At 59.6% G+C, this 21,677-nt stretch carries 23 protein-coding genes and 1 pseudogene; 14 read left to right on the forward strand and 10 right to left on the reverse strand.

Features of this window, described 5'->3' with window-relative positions; genetic code table 11:
- Positions 1 to 53: 53 nt before the first annotated feature.
- Positions 54 to 1,541 (reverse strand): tyrosine-type recombinase/integrase, encoded by a 1,488-nt coding sequence (locus AC0L3P_RS31400; protein ID WP_473307987.1) that lies wholly within the window; start codon positions 1,539 to 1,541, stop codon positions 54 to 56.
- 394 nt (positions 1,542 to 1,935) lie between these two features.
- On the opposite strand from AC0L3P_RS31400, the gene AC0L3P_RS31405 reads away from it, so the two are divergent.
- The 3 genes from AC0L3P_RS31405 to AC0L3P_RS31415 all read left to right on the forward strand — a co-directional run bounded on the left by AC0L3P_RS31405 (position 1,936) and on the right by AC0L3P_RS31415 (position 4,240).
- The gene (locus tag AC0L3P_RS31405) at positions 1,936 to 2,142 is read left to right on the forward strand and encodes a helix-turn-helix transcriptional regulator (protein ID WP_354210765.1); all 207 of its coding nucleotides are present in this window, start codon (positions 1,936 to 1,938) and stop codon (positions 2,140 to 2,142) included.
- Between the two features lie 69 nt (positions 2,143 to 2,211).
- A complete protein-coding gene (locus tag AC0L3P_RS31410; RefSeq protein ID WP_354210766.1) occupies positions 2,212 to 2,487 on the forward strand; it encodes a hypothetical protein in 276 nt (91 codons plus the stop codon).
- Complete coding sequence (locus tag AC0L3P_RS31415; RefSeq protein WP_354210767.1) at positions 2,468 to 4,240, forward strand: DUF3987 domain-containing protein; 1,773 nt, start codon at positions 2,468 to 2,470, stop codon at positions 4,238 to 4,240. The genes AC0L3P_RS31410 and AC0L3P_RS31415 overlap by 20 nt, the downstream gene beginning before the upstream one ends.
- Before the next feature lie 96 nt (positions 4,241 to 4,336).
- Here AC0L3P_RS31415 and AC0L3P_RS31420 read toward each other — a convergent pair whose 3' ends face one another.
- The 5 genes from AC0L3P_RS31420 to AC0L3P_RS31440 form a co-directional block, all read right to left on the reverse strand.
- Positions 4,337 to 4,573, reverse strand: a complete 237-nt coding sequence (locus tag AC0L3P_RS31420) for a hypothetical protein (protein ID WP_354210768.1) — start codon at positions 4,571 to 4,573, stop codon at positions 4,337 to 4,339.
- A 725-nt stretch (positions 4,574 to 5,298) separates the two neighbouring features.
- Positions 5,299 to 5,475, reverse strand: coding sequence for a hypothetical protein (locus AC0L3P_RS31425; RefSeq protein WP_473307991.1), 177 nt, complete (start codon positions 5,473 to 5,475; stop codon positions 5,299 to 5,301).
- Complete coding sequence (locus tag AC0L3P_RS31430; protein ID WP_473307993.1) at positions 5,472 to 5,594, reverse strand: hypothetical protein; 123 nt, start codon at positions 5,592 to 5,594, stop codon at positions 5,472 to 5,474. The genes AC0L3P_RS31425 and AC0L3P_RS31430 overlap by 4 nt, the downstream gene beginning before the upstream one ends.
- An 85-nt stretch (positions 5,595 to 5,679) precedes the next feature.
- On the reverse strand, positions 5,680 to 5,904 hold the full coding sequence (locus AC0L3P_RS31435; protein WP_473307995.1) for a hypothetical protein: 225 nt from the start codon (positions 5,902 to 5,904) through the stop codon (positions 5,680 to 5,682).
- 8 nt (positions 5,905 to 5,912) lie between these two features.
- Complete coding sequence (locus AC0L3P_RS31440) at positions 5,913 to 6,479, reverse strand: phosphatase PAP2 family protein (protein ID WP_473307998.1); 567 nt, start codon at positions 6,477 to 6,479, stop codon at positions 5,913 to 5,915.
- Between the two features lie 628 nt (positions 6,480 to 7,107).
- Between AC0L3P_RS31440 and AC0L3P_RS31445 the strand changes: the two genes are divergently transcribed.
- A complete protein-coding gene (locus AC0L3P_RS31445) occupies positions 7,108 to 8,073 on the forward strand; it encodes a TIGR03885 family FMN-dependent LLM class oxidoreductase (RefSeq protein WP_473308001.1) in 966 nt (321 codons plus the stop codon).
- 545 nt (positions 8,074 to 8,618) lie between these two features.
- On the opposite strand, the gene AC0L3P_RS31450 is transcribed toward AC0L3P_RS31445, so the two are convergent.
- Positions 8,619 to 8,909 (reverse strand): hypothetical protein, encoded by a 291-nt coding sequence (locus tag AC0L3P_RS31450; protein WP_473308003.1) that lies wholly within the window; start codon positions 8,907 to 8,909, stop codon positions 8,619 to 8,621.
- A gap of 334 nt (positions 8,910 to 9,243) precedes the next feature.
- Between AC0L3P_RS31450 and ligD the strand changes: the two genes are divergently transcribed.
- From ligD to AC0L3P_RS31465, 3 genes and pseudogenes are all read left to right on the forward strand, one after another.
- A complete protein-coding gene (gene ligD, locus AC0L3P_RS31455; protein WP_275174546.1) occupies positions 9,244 to 10,167 on the forward strand; it encodes a non-homologous end-joining DNA ligase in 924 nt (307 codons plus the stop codon).
- 522 nt (positions 10,168 to 10,689) lie between these two features.
- Positions 10,690 to 10,865 (forward strand): annotated as a pseudogene (locus AC0L3P_RS31460) (DUF3606 domain-containing protein).
- 57 nt (positions 10,866 to 10,922) lie between these two features.
- Entirely contained in the window at positions 10,923 to 11,132 is a 210-nt protein-coding gene (locus AC0L3P_RS31465; RefSeq protein ID WP_275174545.1) for a hypothetical protein, read from the forward strand.
- 68 nt (positions 11,133 to 11,200) lie between these two features.
- Here AC0L3P_RS31465 and AC0L3P_RS31470 read toward each other — a convergent pair whose 3' ends face one another.
- Positions 11,201 to 12,973 carry an adenylate/guanylate cyclase domain-containing protein gene (locus AC0L3P_RS31470; RefSeq protein ID WP_473308007.1) on the reverse strand — a complete coding sequence of 591 codons (1,773 nt, stop codon included), beginning with the start codon at positions 12,971 to 12,973 and terminating at the stop codon, positions 11,201 to 11,203.
- A 376-nt stretch (positions 12,974 to 13,349) separates the two neighbouring features.
- On the opposite strand from AC0L3P_RS31470, the gene AC0L3P_RS31475 reads away from it, so the two are divergent.
- Positions 13,350 to 13,679 (forward strand): hypothetical protein, encoded by a 330-nt coding sequence (locus tag AC0L3P_RS31475; RefSeq protein ID WP_473308010.1) that lies wholly within the window; start codon positions 13,350 to 13,352, stop codon positions 13,677 to 13,679.
- A 321-nt stretch (positions 13,680 to 14,000) separates the two neighbouring features.
- On the opposite strand, the gene AC0L3P_RS31480 is transcribed toward AC0L3P_RS31475, so the two are convergent.
- Positions 14,001 to 15,563, reverse strand: coding sequence for a winged helix-turn-helix domain-containing tetratricopeptide repeat protein (locus tag AC0L3P_RS31480; protein WP_473308012.1), 1,563 nt, complete (start codon positions 15,561 to 15,563; stop codon positions 14,001 to 14,003).
- Between the two features lie 298 nt (positions 15,564 to 15,861).
- Here AC0L3P_RS31480 and AC0L3P_RS31485 point away from each other — a divergent pair, with 298 nt between their 5' ends.
- Both AC0L3P_RS31485 and AC0L3P_RS31490 read left to right on the forward strand, forming a co-directional pair.
- The gene (locus AC0L3P_RS31485) at positions 15,862 to 16,425 is read left to right on the forward strand and encodes a hypothetical protein (RefSeq protein ID WP_473308014.1); all 564 of its coding nucleotides are present in this window, start codon (positions 15,862 to 15,864) and stop codon (positions 16,423 to 16,425) included.
- 26 nt (positions 16,426 to 16,451) lie between these two features.
- A complete protein-coding gene (locus AC0L3P_RS31490; RefSeq protein WP_275174541.1) occupies positions 16,452 to 16,814 on the forward strand; it encodes a hypothetical protein in 363 nt (120 codons plus the stop codon).
- 346 nt (positions 16,815 to 17,160) lie between these two features.
- Here AC0L3P_RS31490 and AC0L3P_RS31495 read toward each other — a convergent pair whose 3' ends face one another.
- Entirely contained in the window at positions 17,161 to 18,279 is a 1,119-nt protein-coding gene (locus tag AC0L3P_RS31495; protein WP_275174540.1) for a YihY/virulence factor BrkB family protein, read from the reverse strand.
- A 380-nt stretch (positions 18,280 to 18,659) separates the two neighbouring features.
- On the opposite strand from AC0L3P_RS31495, the gene AC0L3P_RS31500 reads away from it, so the two are divergent.
- From AC0L3P_RS31500 to AC0L3P_RS31515, 4 genes are all read left to right on the forward strand, one after another.
- Complete coding sequence (locus AC0L3P_RS31500; protein ID WP_473308017.1) at positions 18,660 to 19,004, forward strand: hypothetical protein; 345 nt, start codon at positions 18,660 to 18,662, stop codon at positions 19,002 to 19,004.
- Entirely contained in the window at positions 19,001 to 19,426 is a 426-nt protein-coding gene (locus tag AC0L3P_RS31505) for a phage holin family protein (RefSeq protein WP_275174538.1), read from the forward strand. Before AC0L3P_RS31500 ends, AC0L3P_RS31505 begins: the two co-directional genes overlap by 4 nt.
- Positions 19,404 to 20,441: a DUF3618 domain-containing protein gene (locus AC0L3P_RS31510; RefSeq protein WP_473308021.1), complete on the forward strand. Its 1,038-nt coding sequence runs from the start codon at positions 19,404 to 19,406 to the stop codon at positions 20,439 to 20,441. Before AC0L3P_RS31505 ends, AC0L3P_RS31510 begins: the two co-directional genes overlap by 23 nt.
- 217 nt (positions 20,442 to 20,658) lie before the next feature.
- Entirely contained in the window at positions 20,659 to 20,901 is a 243-nt protein-coding gene (locus AC0L3P_RS31515) for a hypothetical protein (protein ID WP_473308024.1), read from the forward strand.
- The last annotated feature ends 776 nt before the right edge of the window (positions 20,902 to 21,677 follow it).

The raw sequence follows: 21,677 nt of genomic DNA on the forward strand, positions 1-21,677 counted from the left end.
GAGAGCTGGCGGCCCACCAAGGAGCCGCTAGCGCCCACTGACTGGATCAGATGCTAGCAAAGACCATCAGGAGCCATCTCCCTTTGCATTTGTGGGTTTGTCGATTTTAGTGATTCACATCGCAAAGTTTCTTCGGAGGCTGCTGATTTGGAAGGCAAATCGGGCCGCGTGCCGATAATCTTGCGAACCTCCGCCTCCAGAATCGCGGTGACTTGCCGCTTTTCGGGCAGCATGTCGTACTTGTCGTAGACCGCCGTGACGTCGCCGTTGACGTGGTCCAATAGCGCTTTCACATCCGGCCGCGGGGCGCCTCCACGACGTGAGATCGTTGCGGCAGTGCGCCGCAGATCGTGCGCGGTGAAGTGTGCCAGTCCCAGAAATGCGCGGATGCCGGCCCGGTCCGAGGCGTCTTTCCCCCTCTTAGTGCCCTTTTTCTTGCCATTCAGTGCCTGGCTGATTGAGGCCCGCGAGATCGCAATCTCTCCCGAGCTGTACTTGCTCGGAAAGAGCACTTCCGCCGGCGTGTCGTCGATTGGTTCAGGCGGATTGTTGTGGCCTATGCTGGGCCGCCCGCTTGCGGTCGCTTCTCTGATGATCTCTTGAGCGAGTTGGGAGAGGGGAACGATAACGGCTCGATCTTTCTTCACGCGTCCCGGCGGCATGTCGTAGACCGCGCATTCCGTTGCCAGCCCGGTCAGCTCGGCAGCCTTGGCGCCTGCCGCTTGGTATGGGCGGACCATCGTGGCCAGGATGAACCTGATCGCGAGTGCCACGGGACGATCGACCGGGCAGCCGGGTAGGTCGAGGCCCCACCATAAGGTCCGAATCTCGTCATCGGTCAGGACCCGGTCGCGCTCCTTTTCTTTACCGCCGCGGCGTTCCATTCCTTCCATTGGGTTGGTGGGGACGTACTTCCGGCCCGGTTGTTTGCCCCACTTGAACATCTTGTGGAGGATCGATTGGGACCGGTTGGCGCTGACGGGTGCGGTCTCCGCGATCACATCCAACAGCTCCGCGGCATCATCATCGGTAATGGATACTGCCAGCAGGCGTCCCCATTCCTCACGCGGTCGCTTGAGGTATTGGACGTCGTTTTTCCAGCTCTTCTTATTGGCGCCAGGAATCTCCGTCGGCCACTTTCCAGTCTGATTGAACCCCTCGATGATTTCCTTACCTCCGGCCCCAATCACGTACTCAGCTACGTATTTGTCGGCAAACGCATCGAAGGTTAGTTGGTCCCGTTTGGGGCGTTTTGCTCTTTTCTCGGCGGCCGGGTCGGCGCCATTAGCCACGGTCCCCAGCAGGATCTTGGCTTGGGTGCGGGCGGCCTCCGGAGCGATTTTGCCGACGGCGGCCAGCGTGAGCCGGCGAACGGGCGCGGTCCGGCCGGTTCCGGCCCGGTAAACGATGATGAATGACTTTGCCCCGGTCGGCCGCACGCGCACGCCGAACCCGGGAAGCTTGGCGTCCCAAACGGTGTATTCCGACGCCTGCTTTTCCAGTCCGTCGACTAGCGTTTTGGTGATGGTTTGTCCGCTCATTTGCCCTCCGGGAAGCACGGGGGAAGCACCGCGGTGCCAATCACAGCAGGTGATGGATGGCACGAGGTGAGCGGGCGGACAGTTTTCCTTGCGGCGTTAGGGTCGGTGAGGGTGTCCGAGGGCTGGTGAGGGACTACCAGACATGTCTGGGAGACTAGGGGTCGGAGGTTCAAATCCTCTCGCTCCGACCAATAAAATCAAAGACTTAACCGGAAGTCTGGAAGCTGGCTACAAATTTTATAGCCAAGGTGTAGCCAGTTAAGCGCACCCCACAATTTTCCCGCGCCACCTGTCGATCCCCGCCGACCGCGATATTTGTTTAGGTCGGCCTTAGTGATCTGAGGCTGCACCCGCAATAGTAGGTACATGCAACGTCAGCCACGGGAGGCGACCTATGGCAAATATCAGGGTTCAAGAGGCGGCTGAGTACCTCGGCCTTTCGAAATCTTTCTTGGATAAGGCCAGATGCTACGGGACCAACGGTCCTGCGTTTATGCGTTTCGGAAAAGCAGTCGTTTACAGCACCGATGAATTGGATCGTTGGGCGCGGACCTGCACGGTCGCTAACGACAACAAACAGAGCGGCACCCAGGCCGCCTAGCTCGATCGGCCCTCTAGCCGAGAGCATCGCGCCAGCATGGCGCAACCTCGTAAACGAGGAATTCCACACTTGAAAATCACGTTTATCACACCGTCGCCTTTCGACGGTGGCGGAGGCATGCGAGAAATCGCGCGCTTTGACCTGCAGTTGTCTGACGAGGTCAGGCTTTATGGTTTGCGACTGATGCAAACCCGAGAGGGACGCCGCCTTACTTACGCGCCATCCTCTGGCGGGCGGCGTTTTGCGACGTTCGCACCGGCGTTGGTCGACACCATTACCGCAGCAGCAATTTCCGCATTCAACGACATGGGGCATGTGACCGCCAATGGCAGCGCTCAATACTAAGACCGCCGACACGTCCGCTGAACCTTCCTTTCGCGAGAAGTTCGAAGCAAAGGACGTCACGCGGATTGCGGATCTCTATTTCTTGTTCGCCGATACGCTTGGAGCAGTCATTAGGTTGGCTCCACTAGCCAAGCGTGGTGGAGTCGACTGGAGCAAAAAACGTTTGGTGGCCGGAGAGTACACAAAGCCTGCTGCGGATGACGTACCCGAGACGTTCGCGGAAATCGAACGTTGGTTCGTACTTGTCGATTACGTCGACGGATGCTCAGATGAAAGCACCTTTGCGGTCTTCCTCGCGCCGCATCTCGGGCGCGGTGAGGCTCCGGTCGTCTGGCAGCTCAGCGGCCCAATAGGCGATGAGCAGGTCGGGCGCTCGGTGATTTTCCGTGACCTGAATTTGGGCGATATTCTAGAGTGGCAGGTTAGCGTCTATGGCATGCCGGATGCAGCCAACGACAACGCGCCGCCGGACGAACGAGACCTACCCGCGCCTCCAGAAAAGATGACCAATCCCATGGCGCCTGAATCGGCGGGCGGGTTGTTGGCAGATGTCGCGCGTTGGATAACGTCGACCGCCATTGTGCCGGTGCCAGAACTTTCGATGGTCTCGGCCGTGGCGTTGATTGGCGGCATGTTTGGCGACCGGGCACTGGGGCCAACACTTTCCGGTCTCAACATGTTCGCAACAACGCTGCTTGAGACCGCGGGGGGCAAAGGGCATCCACCGAAAGCAATCCGTGCTATTGCCGGCAAGGCGGGAAAGCCCGGCGCGGTGACCAATGGTGACCCGACCAGCTACGCGGCGATAGAACGGGTGCTGCGCAAGAATCCATCCACCGTGGTGGTGTTCGACGAATTTGGCGTCACACTTCAGGACGTAAATGGCCGGAATGCATCGGCTCCAGCCGCGTCACTCCGAAAATTCCTGCTCGCCATCTACGACCAGGCAAACAGCGTCTTTGACGGGCGCATCTACGCTTCAGCAGAAACCAAAAAGGATGACGCACCGATTAAGGGGCCAGCCTTGACCGTGCTTGGCATGACGACTGCGGAGACGTTGTACGCCGGCCTATCTGAACGCTCCATATCGGATGGTTTTATCAATCGATTCGTGTTTGTTACCGGAACCCCACCAAAGGAAATCACACCTCCCAAACTCCACCGTCATAACGCGCCGCCTGAAAGCTTGGTTGAGGCGCTGCAGGCTGCGGTGAAGAACTTCCCTAGACCAGCAAGCATGCTTGGTGTTGGAAAAATCGTCATCGAGTTCGAAGATGGCGAAGCCGGTGCGGCTTATAAGCGTTGGGGCGAGGTATTCTCGTGGCAGCATCATGAGGCGTGGAACGAGACCGAGCGTAACATCAATGGCCGCGCAGCCGAGAACACCGTGAGGTTGGCCACCATCCGCGCCATCAGCCGAAATCCAACCAAGCCGGTTATTTTGGTGGATGACGTGGAATGGGGTTGGGCAATCGTACACGCATCAATCGAGCTGGTCACATCCGGCGCCGCGAAGCACATGCACGCATCGCCCGCAGAAGCACTGCGCAAAGCCATCGTAGCCGCGTTGAGGGAGGCTAAAGATTATACGCTTCCCTTGTCGAAGTTGATGGTCCGCAAGGGTATCTCCGGCGCCGAAATGCGCGAACTTCAACAGGCTGTGCTCTGGCTCACGCAATCCGGCGAGGTAATGGACATGTCAGGCCGGCCAACCGTCGGTCGCGGTAGCAAACTGAAATGGAACGGGACGTAAATCTCGCTCCAAAGTGGTTGGAACGGCGTTGGAATGGGACCGGAATTCTGGAACGGTGAGTCTGTAAGAGACGGCGCAATTCCACTTCATTCCACTTCATTCCAACGGCTTTGGAATGGGAAAGAGTAAGAGAAATATATAGTTAGATACAAAAATCTCTCTCATTCCAATATTCCAAATCATCCTCTTTTTAATCTGTCTCCACCCTTCCGAGTGTGCCTCAATAGATGATTTGGAACGGTGGAACGGGCCAGCAATGAACGGAATCCAAATGACCATGCCGATCTGCACCGCAGCAGCGCCGACGACGATGCCTTCACCGTGACGTACCATCGCAATCTCGGATTGGAGCCACCTCCCGCGACCAACAGGCGCGTATCATTGGCTGACCAGTTCGGCGACGTAGCGCAGCGCTGAGGCGACTGAAGGTACGACGTGAAGAACTCAGACAGGAGATTATCGAAACCGGACGCGCCGAGGTGGTGGGCCACAGATGGGCCGTGGTGCTGGAAGACCGACCAGCAGACGGCTCGATCAGGACGTCCTGATAGAGCGCTTCGGTGCCGGAGGCTGTCGACGCGTGCCGTGTTGAACGGAAGGGTGCCTACCTCCGCCCCGAAAGGCTGTGAGGGGCGGCTCCACCGCTCACGCCTCCCTGATTTCCTTGGCGCCTGTTTTAACGCGTAAGCGCTTGATCGCGTTGGCCATGGGGCCGATTTGCAAAGAGGGGTAGGGGCCGTTCCGATCCCTGCCGCGATCCGCGTTAGCGACCAGTCGTACAGTCATAGAGTTTAGGCCGCAAGTTTCCAAAAAGTGTCACGGGCAAAAAAAGTTGCGAAATCCGCGGCGTCGCGTGTGCAAGTTCAGCGCCGGTCTGCGGGGTGACCGCGCCAGAAGCCTGACTACCCCTCTGGGGGCGGTCACATCGGCCCAGAGCCGCAATGATCGGGACGATGGCCACGCCGAAAAGCACCAAGGGTGCAGGTTCATTGCCCGTCCTGTAGCTCAATGGTGGTCTCCTTAAGAAGTCCCGCGTCAGCGTCGGTGCCAAGGGGCTTTCAGTGGCGGCAGGGTGCCGACCTGAGCTGCTGTCCGGCAGCTTGGTTGTCCAGGCTCTTGAGCTGCTCTCGGTATTCCCGCGCGGCTGAGAAGGTCTCGCGAAGCTCATCATCCGACGTCTGGGCCGCGAGGGCCTCGGCCCGGTCAGCCTGGTTCTGGAGAGATTCTGTCGTCATCCGCCCTTCTTCCTTTTCTTGTTCAGTGGTTTTGCCTGCGCGCTGAAGCCCGCGGCCAGAGCCTTCACAGGAACGATGCCCATCAGCCAACTTTGTTTCTGCATGCGTTTCAGACGCATGAGGCTATCTGTACGGTAGTCCGGAGCGGCCTCAGCCCTGGGTCGTTCCCCCAGGGCCTGGGCCGTTTCATTAACTCCGACAGCCTCACTCCGTCGCTCGCAGACCCTTCTTTGTCGGCTCGTAGCGTTGGCCGTGCTGCTCGAGCCAGCCGCCTTCGACCATTTTCCGCGCCAGAGACATGGTGCATATCGGCTGAGTGCCGCCGGGATGGTAGAGCGCGTCTCTGTACTGAATCAGGTAGCCGTATACACGGGCCACTCGCAGCGGCTCGATCATCCCGGGAAAGAGAACGAAGGGCTTGTCGGTCATTGCTTGTCTCAAGCGTGGGTGCTTCCGCGTCGCGCTGCACTGATGCGTCTCGCCGCTCGTTCGATAGCTGCGCCCAAGGTCAGTCCCAGCACGACATCGGTCGTCCAGTGCGCCAGCACGGCCACTCTGGTTGCTGCCAACGCGCCCCCAGCTGCCAGGAAGACCGACGTCTTCTTGGGATAGGCCCAACTCAGAGCCGAGACGATCGCACCAATATGCACACCATGGCCCGAGGGAAAGGAGTCATGCGGCTGGCCTGACGTCTTAACCCCATGGCGATCCGGACCTACGACGACCCGGTCGGGTCGTGTGCGATCCATCACTCGCTTCGCAATTTTCGGCAGCATGACTGCTGCCGCGAGCGATACAGCCACGTGATTTGCGACAAGGCGTCGCCGTCTATCGCCTCCGCGCGACATGATCCAACCTACGGCCGCCAACGTACCGAGGACACGAGCATCAGCCGCCCATGTCATAGATCTCGCAAAGTCCTGAATAACGGGATTGGTGTGGCGGGCTGCTGAAGTGGCTATCGCTGTATCTATTTGGGTAGGCGGCATTAACAAATGTTTCATGGTCTCTTTTGGTTGATGGCGAGCGCGAGAAACGCGCACCTGTGACGACGCGCCGCACGCTCAGGCGTTCCTACTTGCCAGCGTAGCAAGACGCTGCCCGGGGTGTTTGGAAGCAAACACCATCCTCTATTCGCCGTGGGGCGTGGTGAACCCCACGCAAATTGGAAACGTGCAGTTCGTTGGGCGTTCAAAGTACGACCCTGCTTGAGAGGGTCGACAAGTCACAGGGACTATCGTGCGAGATGCGCGGGTAATCTCCGTTGCGCTGCTTGCGCTGCTGATGGCGGGCTTGCTCGTCTCGGAGGCAGTCCGCCGCGAGACTGGCGACCGGCTGATGCCAGAGTGCCACCTGCGAAACATCACCGATGTTCAAGCCCGCGAGTGCGCGGTCACGTCACAGATGCAAACCCGAACTCGTTCATTTCAACCAGGCGGGTAATATCCAAATCCAAGAGTTCGCGTCCAAGAGTTCGCGCCTCTCGTCAGCAAAGGAACGGCGGCTTGCGCTGAGGAGTTGCAGGTACACGCCGGCTGCACAGGGTCCGCATCTGCATCAGGTCTGCTGTACTGCAGCAAACCGATTTCCCGCCAAGGTGCCGACGGATCTCATCTGCAAGAGCGAGAAAAGATGGCGCGCTTCGGATACCACGTTTCGCACGAGCAGTTTGCGCCTTCGGATCTGCTGCGTTGGACCAAGCGCGCGGAGGAGGCGGGCTTCGACTGCGCGATGTCGTCCGACCATTTCCATCCGTGGAGCGAGCGCCAAGGCCAATCCGGGTTTGCCTGGTCGTGGCTTGGGGCCGCTTTGGAGGGGACCTCGCTAGCCTTCGGCGTCATCTCCGCACCAGGTTATCGTTATCACCCCGCCGTACTAGCTCAGGGCGCTGCAACCCTGGCGCAGATGTACCCTGGTCGCTTTTGGCTGGCGCTCGGCAGCGGTGAGGCGATCAACGAATGTATCACTGGTCTGCCATGGCCCGAAAAGCAGGAGCGCAACGCACGCCTTCTTGAATGTGTAGAGATCATCAGGGCGCTTTTCGCGGGCGAGACCGTTACTCATCGTGGCCGCGTCACTGTCATCGAGGCAACGCTCTACAGCCGTCCGGGAGAGCCGGTCATGTTGGTCCGTGCCGCCGTGAGCGAGAAGACGGCAGAATGGCTGGGCGGCTGGGCCGACGCTCTCATCACGGTCCAGGCGCCTCCAAACCAGCTTGGAAAGGTGGTAGAGGCGTTCCGCCGGGGCGGCGGGCACGGCAAGCCCGTCATCCTGCAGGTGGCGCTATCATGGGCACCGAGCGAGCAAGAGGCTGAAGCCGAGGCACTCCACCAATGGGCTCCAAATGTCGCCGGCGGAGAGGTGAACTGGGACCTCCGTAGGCCGCAGGACTTCGACACGGTCGGCCGCCTTGTGAACGGGGAGGACATTCGTCGGTCAGTCCTGGTCTCCGCGGACCTGGGACAGCACCGAGCGTGGCTGGCCGAGTACGCCGAAATGGGGTTCGCCGAAATCCACCTGCACCAAGTGGCTCGGCGGCAACTAAGCTTTATCCATGCATTCGGGGAGCACGTGCTGCCGGCCTTGAGAGAGGTTTAAGAGGAGGACCCGGCACAAGTCCAAGCTGCAAGTCCGGTTGAGGCCCGAAGCCGGGGCGGGCATTGTAGTAGTTCGGTCACTCGCTCCACGTATCAATTGAGATGGCCCGGTAAAAATAAACTGCCCGCACAATTAGCTTATGTTCCTGCGGCTTTCGTCTACCCGGAGCTACAACTCCCCCAACAACGGAAAAGGGAGTTCGAAGTTGATCAAGCGCAGGCGACGATTCAAGCAAACAGTTTCTCTCGAAACGCGGCTGACGCGGTTCGCCATAAACTTGCGAGAGCAAGCGGACCAGAAGCCTCCTGGGCACGAACGCAGCTCGTTGCTGAAGCGCGCCTATAGTGCAGAACGAGCAATTGATCTGGAGCGGCAGCTACGCGAAAACCACTAAAAACGGCCTTCGCCAAAGGGGCCTTCTCCACACTTCTCATTCCCAAAAGCTCAGCTCATTCCCCCAACCTCAGCCCACACGGCAGGCTTTGTCTGGGGCCGAGGAGGATGGTTGAAGGTGTTAGGCGGATATTCCTTCGGGCGTCTGCCATTCAGGCGCGGCGTGCCTTTTTCTTCGTGGGCTGCTGAGGCACCCGCATCGAACGGTGTCGCGATCTCGCCGCGGTGGGGCAGCACGATCGGCAGGTCACATACAGCCGTAATCGATCGTTCTTCCAGGCCGGCTTCGATGATAGCAACTTCGTCCGAACGGCTTGAATGGCGTTCGCCGGATCGATACCGGAGACGGCCTGCAGCTCGCCGAGCATCTTGCGCCGATGCGCGAGCGCAATTCTGCGAGAGCGCGCCGCTCCTCGCACATACCCTGCGACGATCAATTCCATGGCTTTTGACGTTCCGCATCGACTCCGGAGCCAATCATTGGTGCAAGCAAACTCCCGCCGGGCGGGTCTGTGTTATCGGCACCTGATCTCCCGCCGGCCGGGCGCGCCGCAGCGGCGGCGGTACTGAGAAGGATTCATCACATCGAGTTCGCTTCCTGTTCGGCAGCCGTTCTCGTTGACGTTGAAAATACAACCTGGAAACGCGATTGCGGTTGTATGTGAGAACGCGCGGGAACATCGCATTGGCCTCGCAGTTGGAGAGTCCTAAGTAAGGTAGGTAGACTGCCCCGCCGTCGGCCCAACACCGGCGGCGGGCTTTTTGTGAGTTGCGTTAGTGGCAAAGCGTATCCGGGCACCGGCCAAGAAGCCGCAAGCTGCCATGCCGGGCTTTATCAGTCCGCAGCTTGCGACCCTGAAGATGAAAGCGCCTTCGGGGGCTCAGTGGATTCACGAAGTCAAATACGACGGCTACCGCATCCAGCTTCACATCGACGGCGACGACCGGAAGGCCTTTACCCGTAACGGCCACAACTGGGTCAACCGTTTCTCGGTCATTGCCGGCGCCTTCGATATCCCGGGTCAGGCGATCGTCGACGGCGAGGTGGTCGTCATCCATGAAGAGCGAACCAACTTCTCCGAACTCCAGGCAGACCTTGGCAGGGGCGACCAGGACCGCCTGCAGTACTTCGCCTTCGATCTCCTGTGGCTGGACGGCAAGGACCTTCGCAGAATGGCTCAGCTTGCCCGCAAGGAGCTGCTGAAGCAGCTGATAGACGAGAACGGGCTGGAAGCCCCCATCTTCTACAGTGAGCACCATGAAGGTGACGGGCAGGTGCTGTTCGAGGCGGCGAGCAAGTTGAACTACGAGGGTATCGTCTCCAAGCGGGTTGACGCGCCGTACCGGTCGGATCGGGTCGAGGCCTGGCAGAAGATCAAGACCGTCCAGCGCGAGAAATTCCCCGTCGTTGGTTTCGTCAAGGACCCGTCCGGCGTCGCCGCGCTGTACCTCGGCAAGCAGGAAGGGAAAGAGCTGCGCTACATGGGCAAGGTTGGCACGGGCTGGAGCCGGACGAAATCGGCGGAGATCCGCAAGGCCCTCGACACGGTCGTCAGCCCGAAGCAAAAGCTCACCAAGCCCGTCAAGAAACCGAAGGCCACTTGGGTCGAGCCGAAGTTCTACGCCGACATCGAATACCGGGATATCACGTCTGAGGGCCTGCTCCGCGCCAGCTCGTTCAAAGGTTTGTCCAAGAAATAACTCATGTACATTTGGCCCTCTGCATGCGGGTAGTGATACCTCCGCCTGAGAGCGATGCAGATGCGGTGGCGTTGAAGCGCCAACATTCAACAGACGGGCTCTATTGATGCCGCTCGCGCTCGCCAAGGGCAGGACCCTCCCTACGGGACGAGAGCAGGGCTCCTGCTCAAGCAAACCTATACGCAGATTAAGCGATCAGCGCGGAGCCGCCAGCTTCATGCGAAACTGTAGGAACGGGGCGCAGCAGGTCAAGTTTTCCGAGCATATGCAACCTCCCCAGACTGACTTGGCCTCCGCCCTCCCGGAGGCCTTCCTTTTGGGAACACAGCTTTCTTTCGTGCGTTTTCCTCGCCAGTGAGTGGAGTACCGGCATGCCGGATCGCGTAACCCGAGCGGTAAAAGAAGCCCAAGCCATCCTGGCTCGCTATGTCGAGCCTGGGCCGAGGGACAGCGAAACGACGATCAATGATCTGCTGGCCGTTCTCGACGATGAGCGGCTTGTAAAGGCGATGGAGGAGGAAGATGAGCGACAATCTCACGAAACGGGATCAGCGCGACCGTAGCAAAATCAACATGCATGAAGACTTCGAGGTCAAATACTGGACGAAGGCGCTTGGTGTCTCGAAGGACGAACTGCAGAAGCCGTCGATAAAGTAGGCAATTCGGCCGCCGCTGTTCGCAAAGAGCTGGTGGCGTAACGAGGAGCGCGGTGTGCTTGCGATCTTTGGAGCAAGGCCCGCGCGCTTTTTCATGCCATGACCAATCCCAACTGCCCCATCTGCTTCGGCTTAGGCTTCGTCTGCGAGAACCACCCGGACCGGGCCTGGAGCGAAGAGCTTGGCTGCCAGTGTGGTGCCGGTGATCCGTGCGCCTGCAACAGGTCGCTGGACATAGATGCGGGAATTGAAGAGCCGGATGTCAGCCATATCATCGAAGACGCAGGCGTGAAGAAGCCCTGCCATTGAGCCGCTTCATCGGCCCACGACGCGGACAAACTGGAACAGCATCGTCCAAGAGGCCATTTGCCCTTGCTTCAACTCAACTTGTCTTCCGGAACTCCGGCCAAGCTTAGCCCCTCATAGATCCGCTCCCGCTGGTTCAGAAAGGTCGGGTTTTCACTGCGCCGTTCATTGCGAAATCTGGCGATGGTAAAGTTCGGGTCAAGCCGGAGGCCGGCGTTCCGCGCCTCCCGTGCCTCCGCGGTGCGACCGTTGAGCGCCAATGACGTCGCGAGGAAGAAATAAGGCATGGCAACGTTTGGATTCATTCCGACCGACTTGCGCAGCCGGTCCATGGCCGAGTCCAGCCGACCGAGGAACAAGTCGGCGATACCGAGCAGGGCGTACCAGCGATCTAGCCCGGGGTCGCGCGGGCTTAGCCGGATCGCATTTGTGAGGTCGGCTTCTGCTTCTTCAGCACGACCCAGCAGTACTTTCAGAAAGCCTGCATCAGCATGGGCCCAAGCCAGATTAGGATCCATGGCAATAGCGAACTCAAGTTCGCGCAGCGCTGGTTCCGTCGCGCCCGAGACATGGAGGAGATTGGCGTGAACGAAATGGGCCAAGGCGTTGCCTGGAGCAAGCCTCAGTGCCTCGCTGATGGCCACCTCGGCGATGCGTAGCTGTTCGTCCCGATTGGTCGAGGCGAAGGTGCGAAGCTCGTTGCCGTGATAAAAGGCGAGACCAACAAGCGCCTCCACGTTGCTAGCGTCTAACCGGAGCGCCGCATCGAACAGGTCATATGCCGCCCGGTCGCGGCGCAGCGACAGGGGTTGGTTGAGGATTGCCCATCCCCGCATGGCGAGGTCCACGGCATCCATATTGTTCGGTCGTTCGCGCTCCGCGCGACGGCCCTCTGCGGCAACGAGCTCGATACCGACGGTCCGGGCGAGGCGCGTGGTGATCTCGTCTTGCATATCGAAGATGTCGGCGCGCGGCTTATCGAAACGCTCGGCCCACACGTGAGCACCGGTTCCCGTATCAATAAGCTGCGCGTTCACCCGAATGCGGTCCCCGCTGCCTTGCACGCTGCCTTCCATCACGTAACGCACTCCGAGTTCGCGCCCGATCACGCGCGCGTCCGCCGGCTTGTTTTTGAAGGTGAAGGCTGTGTTGCGTGCGATGACGAAGGCGCCAGGAATGCGCGACAGGTCAGTTGTCAGGCTTTCGGTCACGCTATCGACAAAATAGTCCTCCTCGCTCCTGCCGCCGAGATTGACGAAAGGCAGGACAACGATGGAAAGCCGCGGTGTGACAGCGTGCGGCGCCGCCGCTGCAGCAATTCGAGGTGACAGCGCGTAGACCCGTACCGGCTCGGCAAGGTTCTTCAGCTTCTGCTCACCTAGATCTTGCGCGGCCATATCAATTTTGCCACGCACTTGGTGATAGGCCGCACTAGACAGGCAAATGCCACCGGGCTCAGCAAAACCCTCTAACCTTGCCGCTACATTGACGCCATCGCCCATAAGGTCGCCATCGTCTTCTACGACCACGTCTCCGAGATTGATGCCGATGCGAAACTCGATGCGCTTATCCTGTGCGAGGCCAGAATTGCTCTCGATCATGGCCCCTTGCATCTCGATCGCCGAACGAACTGCATCCACAACCGAGGCGAACTCGGCCAGCAGGCCATCTCCAGTCGTTTTGACTATGCGCCCGCGATGGGTCGCGATCACAGGATCGATCAGGTTCTTGCGGACGGCCCGGAGGCGCTCGAGCGTGCCTTCCTCGTCAGCTGCCACCAGCCGACTGTAGCCGACTGCATCGGCCGCGAGGATCGTTGTCAGCCTTCGATTTGGCCGCTCCATCGCCAAATCTCCCTCCTGGCTCGGTCGGACCCAGTCTACGCATTTAGCTCTAGGTGCCAAGGGATTCGGTGATGAGGGGCGCGGTTCGGTATGTCGACTTCTCGCCCTTCACAAAGTGCGTCTATAGACCGGGAGTGCGCTGGCATCAGCCGAAACGGCGCTAAGTAGAACCTTCTGGCTGTCTACCCGGAATCCCCACGAGGACACGGTGAAAAACTGAGGGCGGTTACATCGCCCAAGAGTACCGCACGCTAACGCGACATGTCGTCCCCTGTTTGAACGTGTCAACGTTGCAGTCCAAGTTTTCAGCAGTTTTGCGGAAAGGTTCGGCGATGCGCACGTTGATGCATTGGCAGGGTTTAGATGGAGAACAGCCATGCGAAAGCTTTCCTTGGCATTTGTTGCCGCGTTGCCACTCATTTCGGTACCCGCTGCCGCGCAGCAAACGGGCGCGACGTCTCAGGCCGGTGTGGACCAAAACGTGCAAACTGAAGCCGACAAAGGCATAAAAACCCGTAACTCCGGCGAATCTGGCTATGTCGCTAATCAGGACAAGCCTGGCTCGGCTTCTCATGCTCCCGGGGAGACAACCAGCACGGCAGGAACGACAACTGGAAGCAGTACAGCCAGCGATCAATCAAACATCAACAGTTCGCAGGCCGACTACAATGCTTCCCTAAGGGACGGCTCCGCGCCGAAGAAATAGGGAAGCGAGACCGCTTGGAGAACAGGCGTTTCAAGCTTTCGAAGCACAATAGCAGTCGCTCGTGACGCCAGCGCCACAAGAACTAAAACCCGCGACCATCCTAAGCGGGTTTCTTCGTTCGGGGCGCGGGCCGGGGCCGCGCTTGGAGATGTCAACGGCCTACCAAATAGCGGATTGCTGGAGGTCCATTGAGCGCGTGTCATGTCGGCTCTCAAAGGCAAACCGGACAACGATCCAGCTGGCAGCGTACCGCCGCTTGTGGACCCAAAACCGACATAGCTCAGGAACGCGCTGAAGTCGGTTTTTAACCGGAAACGTCCATCACCTTTCCGGCACGCCAGCGAGGCGAAAGCCTTCACACGCGCGCTCGACCCCAGCAAGGTAAATCGGATTGTCGCTTTGTTGAGCAGCAAGAAAGCGACGGATGGTGAAACCCGAGTTGAGCGCAAGTCCCGTTATTGCAGCATTTCGCGCCTCATCGAGCGCGCCGGTCAGGCCCAACGCAGCGGCGAGCGACAAATGAGCGAGAGGAAAGTTGCGGTTCGCCTCGGTGCTTCGTCGCAGCCAACTGACTGCTTCGACGTCCGAACTAAGCTGTAGCTTGGCCACACCCACATAACACGTCCACTGGTAGGCTTCAAAGTCGCGAGGGGAGAGACGTAAAGCCTCGCGTATATGGCCTTCGGTCTCGGCAGCCCGACCCATGCAGAACTTGGCGAGGCCAAGGGCAGCATGAGCGTTGGCCCTATTCGAATCCAGCGCCAACGCATGCTCGAATTCGCGGATACCTTGGGCGGCCCGGTTCGTAAAGATCTGGACGTAACCCAGGGCCAAGTGGGCCGAAGTACGGTTTGGTCTGATGGACAATGCCCTATTCGCCATCGCCTCGGCCGCTGCAAGCCGCGCAGGCCCGTCATCGGTCGTAAAGCTGGTCGCAACTGCCGTATCAACACTTGCCAGGCCAATCATTGCTTCGACGTTGCCGGGGTCGAACTCTAGAGAGCGTTCGAAGAAGCTTCGCGCTTGCGTCACGCATTCAAAGCTAAACCCCTTCATCAACCAGGCCCGGCCTTGGAAGTACAGGTCCATCGCATCGGGATGCACCGTACGCTCGGCTCGTCGCGCCTCAGCCTCGATGAGCTGGGCACCTAACGTATTGGCGAGCCTCGCTATGATTTCGTCCTGCATGTCGAACAAGTCGACGACAGGCTTCTCGAAGCGCTCGGCCCAAAGATGCCGGCCGCTCTCAGCATCGATCAACTGCACGTTCATCCGAAGCCGACTGCCGCTGCATTGCACTGAGCCTTCGAGCACGTAGCGAACGTTTAATTCGCGGCCCACTTGCCGTACATCGACTGCTCTGGCCTTGTATGAAACGGCGCTGTTCCGTGCGATTACAAATGAACCAGCGATGCGCGACAAGTCCGTGGTCAAACTCTCGGTTACACCATCCACGAAATAGTCCTGCTCACGATCACCGCTCAGGTTAGCGAAGGGTAGCACTACGATGGATAGGCGGGGCGGCGTGTCGCCGGCTCGCTCGACTGAGCTACCCGTCTCACTTGCGAGCCTCTGTGTTTCCCGCACTGTACCTACGAAGCGGAAACCTTTGCGCGGGAATGTTTTTATTAGGCGCTGCTTGTCGCCCGTGTCGCCGATTGCGGTCCGAGCCGCGTTCACGCGGGTCGTCAGCGCGGCATCCGAAACGATACGTCCGTTCCAAACGGAGTTGATGAGGTCGTCTTTGCTGACGACGCGCTCACGATTTCGGATCAAATAGTTCAGCAGGTCGAATACCTGCGGAGTAACGGAGATCGTCTCGGCTCCATGCCCCAGTTCCCGCCGGTCCGTATCCAGCGTGAAATCCGAAAAGGAGTAAAGCAAGTGCGTCCTCCTGCGGTACGATCGCACCCCGCGGAGCTGCGATGTAAGCAGACGGTAAGAAGAATGAAAGCCGCTTGTAAAGCGGTTCCCATGATCTCCGTGCATCCTCGTGCGCGGCTGAACAGTATGAACTGCTTGCCGATCTCGCGTCACGAGGGAGGATATCATGAGGCGGAAGGTTGCGCTGACGGGGGCGGCCGCTGCAGCGAGGCTCCTGGTCTGGGTCGTATGCGTTCTCGCCTCTGCGAACCGCGCTCACGCTCAATGCTCGGCGCGTGATGTGTTGCAGAGGCAGTTGGTGCTCAAGGCAACGCCCGTTGTTCCGACACGCATGGGTCCAGTCACGTCCGTTTCGGATGTTGCCGAATGGAAGACGATCAGCATCGGCACATTCCCGGATACGTTTGCTCTCCTCACCGCGCTGAGTGCGATTGGTTGCGGCGTCGGTAACTCGGCCGCGGAGGCTCTTGCTCGACCTGCGTTTACCCTCAGCGGCACCAGAACGGCGGTAACACTTCTGACAGTCACTGCGGCCGACCTGGGCTTCAAGAGTGAGACGGTGCCGTTGCGGAAAATCTACGAACTCGCGCAGCAACTAGGCTTCGGGCTAGCCCCGCCCGAAATCGCTCCGCAGCTTAGAATTCAATATCTGGACCAGCCCGTAGGCGAGTTTCTCGTCATCGGGATGAACCCGATCCGAACATGGACTGGTGAAGAGGTCATCCTGACCGTGGCAAATGGGGGAGCGGGCCTCATTCTCATCGGCCAGGATGGTCGCGCCGACGCGGAAATACCAACGACCTCCCGATTCGTGTTCCTGCGCTCCTTGCCTATGACGCCGGCGGCGCTGAGTCGAAACTGACTTTCCGAGATGGTCGAGGTGACAAAATGCTGGCGATCAGAGCGATGAAGTTCATGTCGGTTCCAATCTGTCTACTGCTGCTGTTGCCGACCGCGACACTTGCGCGAGATGACGGGCGCTACGCGAATTCTCCGCTGAAGCCATGGTTCGAGAGCCTGGAAGGCGAATTCGGGAAGTGCTGTGAGGATTCCGACGCCTACGTCGTCTCCGAACCGAATTGGAAGTCTGATCACGGACAATATCGCGTTCGCATCGACGACGAATGGGTGCTCGTGCCAGATGGCGCTCTCATCAAGCAACCCAATCTCGCCGGACGGACGATGGTCTGGAAGCACTACATCGATGGACATCCTCGTGTCCGCTGTTTCATCCCGGGCAGCATGACCTGATACGTCGAGCATCGTCTAATGTACCCCGCGCATGATCCAAGGTCCTTGGTCAGGTCAACCATTGAGCGGTTGCTCAGTTTCGTTAAAACCAGAAGCTTCGTCTCTTTATTGTTTCGGTTCATGAGTCCGGAAATGGCCCATCGCTTCCGTTGGCGTGGTGCAGCTTTATATCATATCACAGGGGTAGACCGGAAGTTCGCACCGGAGCGCCAAACGGACGCCGATGACCCGAAGCGGAAACATGAGCGTTTGACACATCGCATCGCATCGGTTTGTGTCTTAGCGACGCGCAGCTTACGGCCGCCCCTCACACATTGGCCGCGACCGCCGGTTATCGGGTGGCACTTCAGTGTGGAGAGGAGCCGAGCGTGTCGGCTACCCGAGCCCCACGTTGCCCCATCGGCTTTTCACCGCCCGCCGTCGTGTCGCGAGCGGTTTGATGCTCCATCTCTGCATCGATCTCCGCACCGAGCAGGACGACGATGGCAGAGATCCACAGCCAAGTCATGAACCCGATGATGGCGCCAAGTGAGCCGTACGTTTCATTGAATTTTCCGAAGTTCGCCGCGTACCAGGAGAACGCTCCGGAAACCGCGATCCAGAGCAGAGCCGCGATGGCGCTTCCCCAGGTGACCCACCGCCAGCGGGCAGTCTCACGGCTCGGCCCATAGCGATAGATTACCGCGAGCGCTAGGGTCAGGATGAGAAACATTGCTGGCCATCGTCCGATCCGGATCAGAAGGTCGCCTGCGCCGGACAGGCCGACATAACTCAGGAAAACCGGAACTGCGACAATGGATCCAAGAGCGACGATGACGAAGGCGATGCCACCAAGGGTAAAACCTAGTGAGACGACATTGAGCTTGAAGAAACCACGTTTTTCCTCCTCGCCATGGACGATGTTCAAAGTGTCGAACAGAGACTTCATGGCTGCGTTCGCACTCCAAAGCGAAGTACCAAGGCCGATGGCGAAAGTGATGCCGAGCGTCTGCGAGCCCTTGGACGAGACTCTGGTGAGTTGCTCGCGAGCGATATCAACCGCTCCGCTGGGCAGAAATCCGCCCAGCTGATCGAGGTGCCGGGTTATGCTCGTGGGATCAGCGAAGAGACCGTACACCGCGACTAAGGCTGCAATGGCGGGGAAAATGGCGAGGATGGAGTAGTAGGTCATGCCGGCCGCCAGCGCCAGAATGCGGTGTTTGGAGATATTCGCGTAGACTCGCGAAAGGATGTCCTTCCATCCACGCAGGGGGATCTCTGAAGGGGTTGTAGCCTGATGGCCTCTGTCGTGGTCGATCCCCTCTGCTCCAATTCGCGAGAGGGGAACACTCGATGGGCTCTCCTCCCGGCCGTGGCGCGGGACCAGCAAGCGTTCCGAGACGAGCGCAATGCCGAGCAGTGCCAACGTCGAGGCGAATGACCAGCTAATCGATTGCCGCTCGGAAACGTTGCTGTATTTGGTCATGCCTTGGTCGTCCTCTTGAAGAGCCGGGACAACTTTGCTCTGACGAGGATCGTTCCTGCACCGCTAGGCGCGAACGCAAGGCCGGTCGCGGTCATTGCAAGCGAAGACCATCGCGTCCAACAAGGCGCGAACGAGGCGCCTGTGCGGTACCTTCGCTCTTGCGCGCCCGCGCTGCTGCCACCGCGGGCGAAAAGCCGCTGCCTGCCGCATCTTCGTGGGCGCGCTTCTGACCGCACCCCGCGTGGGCGAGTTGGGTCTCGCCAATAGGATTAGATGTTTTTCCCGTTTCTCTAGGAACGGCGCCTTACGAGCAATGTTGGAAGGCGCGGGCAGATTAGAGGTGTACCTGATCGGCGCGCTCCGATCGAAGGAGTCCATAAATGCAAGCAGCAGACGCCATCGATAAGGCCGAGAACATCGCCGAACGGCCGAAACAATTGGGTGCAGACCAGGCCGAGCAAATGGCCAAAGCTGTCCACAAGGCGGCCAGCGAACTTGAAGAGCAGATGCCGAAAGCCGCTGAGTTCGTGCACGCGGCGGCTTCCCGGCTTGAACAAGGAGCCGAGACGTTGCGCAACCAAGGTCTGGGCGATCTCGTAACCAAGTACACCGACCTCGGGCGCAAGGAGCCGCTGGTGCTGTTCGGCGCGGCGGTCGCTGCTGGTTTCGCCGCCTCGCGGTTTCTAAAGAGCTCAGCCAGCAAATCTCACGAGGCAAGTCAATGAGTGTTCCTAGCAACTCCCGCTCGGTACCCGATATCGTTAGCGACCTGTTTTCGCAGCTTGCAACTTTGATGCGAAAGGAGACGCAGCTCGCTCGCGCGGAGGTATCTGAGAACATGGCGGCGGTCGGCCGAGGCCTCGGCATGATCGTGGGAGCGGCGGTGCTCCTCATCCCCGCACTCGTCATTCTGCTCCAGGCCGGCGTTGCCGCACTCATACAGGGTTACGGGCTTGCTTCCTACTGGTCTGCCCTCATCGTCGGCGGCGCCACACTGATCGTCGGGGTGGTCCTGGCATGGATCGGGAGCAGCCGTCTCAAAGCCGAAAACTTCATGCCGAAGAGGACCGTCCACCAGCTTCAGATGGATGCTTCCGTGGCCAAACAGCAGATGAGCCCAGATCATGACCTACGCCGAGCAGCTTGAACGAGAAACAGAAGAGGCGCGCACCAGCCTCTCCAAAACCCTGGATGAGCTGCGCAGCCGGATGACTCCGGGGCAACTGCTCGATCAGCTAACCGACCGGCTTAACGACGGCGCGCCGGCTGAGTTTGCACGCAACCTGAAGAACCAAACAGTGAAGAATCCTCTTCCTGTCGCGATCATGGGTGTAAGTCTCGCTTGGCTGATGCTCGGGTCTCGCAGCGGCTCAGGGCAAGGAATCGTGGATCGCGCCTCAGACCGGATCGGGGACGCTGCTGGTGCCGTTGCCGAGAGCGTGCGGTCTACAGCCGAACGGGCCGGCGAGATAGGATCTGAATGGGCGAACAAGATGTCTTCGGGGTCGTCGGATAGGGCTTCACCGGGCTCGGCTCCAGAGCGACCTGAAGGCGAAGCAAAGACACAAAAACGGGGAGACGGCGCCTGGACGGAATCTGTTCGCGACGCGGCAAAGGATGCGCAGGGCAGGCTTGGATCCCTTTCCACCTCGGCGCAGCATGCCGTCTCAGAGACGTATGAGGGGATTACTGGTACCGGGCGTCAAGCCGCGGCCTCAATTTCCAACTCAACAGCGGCTGCCGGCCGCCGGACGATCGAGGCGGGCAACTCTCTAGTTCAGTTCTGTCGAGAGCAGCCGCTATTAACCACAGCCATTGGAGTCGCGATAGGCGTGGTGCTCGGCGCACTGGCTCCTTCGACTGAAGTCGAAAACCGCTTGATGGGTGATACCAGCGATCACATCAAGGAAGAAGCCAAGGATCTCGCTTCGCAGCAATACGAGGAGGTCAAGAAAGCCGGGGAGGGCGACGGCGATAGAAAAGAGCATGGCGGACGGACAACTGAGAGAGCTGGTGTAAGCGTGACCGACGGAGACGCAGCGGGAAGTGATCGAGTGTCTTTGGTGCCAGACCAACCTCCTACACCAGGCCACATTGATACGCCGCTCGTGGCGGAGGAGCCGCGCGAGACGTCACCAAATGTTGGCCGCTCCCCGATCTAAGGAGTGGTCCGAAGGGGGGGTGCGCATGGCCTGATGGTTGCAAAATGCTGGATCAACAGCTTCGAACGGGGGAGCGCAGCCATCGAGAGGCTCGCGCGCCAGCGACTTCTTGGCGCGCAGATCGTAGCTAAGCGGCACGGCAGGATATGATCTTTTCCTTCTCGCTCGGATCAGTCGCTTTCAGGAGTCTGGCAGTGATAAAAAAATCTTACAAGGAATGCTCCTCGCGACCACGGTTCTCGCTGGTGCTGCTAGTGGGGCACGCGCAGCGGCTGGCTGTGGCGAGCGCTGTCATAGGACGAGCGGTGGCGCATGTGTCATCGACGGCTGGGGCACGGGAGCCAAGGTTCGGAACGAATGTCCGGCGACCTCTCGTCCCCGTCCACCCTGCGGCGGCGGGGATTTCATCTGGGACCGCACCAAACAGGCATGCTTCCAAAATAACCGCAGCTGGTTCTGATCTCGCGTCCTATTCAGGCGCACTCTACACAGCGCAATCTGATCTCAGTGCGTGGGCTCAGAGCGGGTTCCAACGAGTTCGGACGGGAACAGCTCGGCCCCCATCGGTCAGTGCGTTGCTTGATGGCCCGCTAACGGCGCCGGCGCTGACGGGCTCTGGTCCCGTCCTTGGGATCAGGTGCGGACCTCCGGGCAGGGGGCCGCATTAGCGCTGGACTTCAATGATGGTGCGCGGCCCCGCCGCCGGCTTACAGCATTGGCCAGGCTCCTGGAAGTCTCTTCACTCCGCTCGATGGCGCGGGCCCCACGACCTCCGGTCATCAGTACGTAGGGTGACTATGTTGAGCAGCCTGTGTCGGAGATTTAGTTCGCACTCGGCGACCAACGCGCGGTGTTCAGCGGCTAACTGACGACTTTGAGCGATGGTTTCGTCGGCTCGATCGAGCAGGCGACGTGTCTGGGCGCTGAATTGTTCGGCCATTTTGCGCTCCCAACTGCAGGCGGGAGCGCGGAATTGTCTCTCAGCCACCGACGCCTATGGTCTGACCTTCGGCCGGCGATGCGTATTCAACGTGCGGAGCCGCTTATGGTTGCGAGTGGCTTCCCGGCTCTCGTCCACTCCCTCAGGGTGAGCGCACGGTGCGGGAATCCTGGTGTCCGTTAAGGACGGCTATCGGATGTCAGCAATAGCCGATGCGGCATGTCGCCTAAGGGCCATGAGCGGAAGATGCTTGCGGGCAAAGAAAAAGGCCGCCCGCTGCGGGGGCCTTAGTTCAT

It is taken from the genome of Bradyrhizobium sp. WSM4874 (assembly GCF_055811835.1).